The sequence below is a fragment of the Alcanivorax sp. HI0083 genome, from assembly GCF_001635175.1.
Genome location: NZ_LWFX01000905.1, coordinates 1 through 2,478, shown reverse-complemented (window position 1 = coordinate 2,478; position 2,478 = coordinate 1). Strand labels below are relative to the sequence as shown.

At 64.5% G+C, this 2,478-nt stretch carries 2 protein-coding genes and 1 pseudogene; all 3 read right to left on the bottom strand.

Going from position 1 to position 2,478, the window contains the following annotated elements:
* Positions 1-1,172, bottom strand: a 1,172-nt coding sequence (locus A3754_RS09060; protein ID WP_156496929.1) for a TonB-dependent siderophore receptor, incomplete at its 3' end; no start/stop codon positions are given.
* Positions 1,173-1,241: 69 nt separating this feature from the next.
* Positions 1,242-2,117 carry a ketopantoate reductase family protein gene (locus tag A3754_RS09055; RefSeq protein WP_063519399.1) on the bottom strand — a complete coding sequence of 292 codons (876 nt, stop codon included), beginning with the start codon at positions 2,115-2,117 and terminating at the stop codon, positions 1,242-1,244.
* A 76-nt stretch (positions 2,118-2,193) separates the two neighbouring features.
* A pseudogene (locus tag A3754_RS27620) lies at positions 2,194-2,478 on the bottom strand (response regulator receiver protein); the annotation flags it as partial.

The following is a 2,478-nucleotide window of genomic DNA, read 5'->3' as shown; positions in this document are numbered from 1 at the left end:
AGGCTGACCAGGTTGTGCAGATACCAGGCGCGTTGGCTTTGTTCCAGTTCCCGGTCGCCGAAATTGGTCCGGCTGGTGTAATCGTATTCGTGCAGATCCATGCCCAGCGTCCAGTTATGCACGGCACTGCCGGTGGCGGTCTGACCTTCCAGCTTGGGAGTGAAGCTGTAGCTGTCCACCACTGACTCGCCGTTGAAACCGCTGGAGGGGTAGCGGTATTCCTGGGTTTGGCGGCGGCGGCTGGCGTCCAGGGTGAGCGCGGTGTTGCCGGCCATGGCGATGCGCAGGCCGGGCATCAACCAGTAACTTTCCTGCTCCGCGTCGTCGTCGGGGGTGTCGGCGCCTTGCGGATCATTGTTGAATTCCTTGGGGTCGCGGCCTCCCGGCAGGCCCTGGGACTGCCGGGTGCCATTGGCGGTGAAATAGGCTTCAACACGGTCCTGCTGGTAGCGCAGGTCAGCGAAGGCGCTGTCGTTACGCAGGGCGTTGTTGTCGCGATAGCCATCGCTGTCCAGGGTGCTCAGCGCCACCGCACCGCTCAGGTTGCCGTGGTTACCGGTGGCGTAGCCGTTGCCCCCGAGGCTGTTGTAACTGCCGCTGTTGATTTCCAGCCCGGCGCTGTTGCGGTAGCTGCGGCGGGTGACGATGTTGACCACGCCGCCCACGGCGCCGTTGCCGTACAGGGCGGCACCGGCACCGGGAAGTACTTCGATGCGTTCGATGGCGGCCAGGGGAATGCCGGTCAGTTCCGGGGTGGTCAGGTCGATGTTGGAGAGTCGGCGGCCGTTCAGCAGGATCAGGGTGTTCTGGTTGCCGGTGGCGCCGAAGCCGAGCAGATCCACGCTGGCGTTACTGCCGTTGATGCCATACAGGCGACTGCTTTGCAGGCCGCCCACGGTGTCGAGCAGGTCCGCCAGATTGGTCGCTGGCAGGCTGTCGATGGCTTCCCGGTCGATCACCACGGTGCCGGTGGGCAGCTCGCCGGCCAGGCTGGTGTTGCGGGCGCCACTGACTTTGACCGTGCCGAGGGCGTGACGGTCGCTGGCCGCGTCCGTTGTGTCTGTTGTGTCAGTGGGTTCGCCGGCGATCCCTTGCAACGGGGCGGCGAGTAACAGGCTGACAGCAGCAGGTAAAAAAAGCGCGGGATAGCGAGTGGCGTGGCGAGTGGACATTCATCCTCCGAACAATGGGGTCTGCACGCAGGGGAGCTTACCAGAGCCGGCCGCTGAGGGCCTGTGCGTTTATGTAGGCGTCAGGGCTTTAACCAGACGGCGGTGGGTGGGCAGGTCCAGGCCGTGGCGTTGCGCCTGGCGTAGCAGCCAGCCGTTGATGGCCTCGATTTCCGTGGTGGCGCCGCGCTGCCGGTCGGCGCGCATGGAAGAGGTGTTGCCAGCGGTAGCGCGGGCCACCTGCAGTACCGCGGAAAACGAATGGCCGGGCCAGCGGGAATCCAGTGCGGTTAGCAGGGTGTCGGCCTCGGCGCATAGCGCGCGGGCTGCCTGTTGCAAGGCCGGATCGTCAACGAGGGCGCCGTTGGGCACATCGTGCAGGGCGGTGAGCGGATTGATCACCGCATTGGCCACCAGTTTTTTCCATTGCACGAAGCGGATGTCTGTTTCCCAGTGCAGGTCGGGCCAGTGGCGCTGCAGGCTTGCCAGCCATGCCGGTGGTTGTTGGGTACCGCCCAGCCAGGTGGTGTTTTCTGCCACGATGGTGTGCTGTGGTGACTGCCCTTTCACGGCGCTGGTGGTGATGGCCTCCAGCACAGGGGTGCCGGGGGGAAGCAGGCCATCCAGCGCGCCCATGCCATTCTGGAAACGCAGTACCTGGGTGGTGCTGTTCAGATGGCCGTCCACCCGGCGTAAGGCCGCCTCTGTGTAGGGCGTTTTGCTGGCCACCAGTAAGTGCGCGATGGAGCCGGACAATTGTGCCGGGCTGACGCAGGGCAGGGTAAGGGATGCGCTTCGGTCAGCAAAGATCAGTTGCTTGTGGCTGGGGGGGGCCGGGTTGTCGGTAACGACGCTGACGGTATGGCCGGCACGGGTCAGATACCAGGCGGCCAGCGTGCCCATGTTGCCGGCACCGAGCAGGTACCAGTGTGGAAGGGATTCAGTCATGGGGCGAATGGTAAGCCCTGACGGGCATTAAATGGAGCGTTTTTCTCAGCGTGTGTGTCTCCGGTCGCCTGGTATGTCAGGCGCTCGCTGCAGCGGAGACGATCCGTTTTTCCGCCAGGGCCTGCTCCAGTTCCAGCGCTGCCTGCTCCAGCATGCCGTCTGCGCTGTTGTTGCCGGCGGATGCGGCCAGCGCAATGCTGACTTGCAGGCTGAGAAAGCCCGCCGCGGTCTGGTAGGCGCGGTGGTTCAGGTTGTCGTATAGACGCCGGAAACTGGTGGGGTCGCAGTGGCTCAGCTGTGGCTGATAGGTGATCAGTGCGAAGTGATCCTGCTGCAGGCGGCACAGGTGATCCATGGGGCG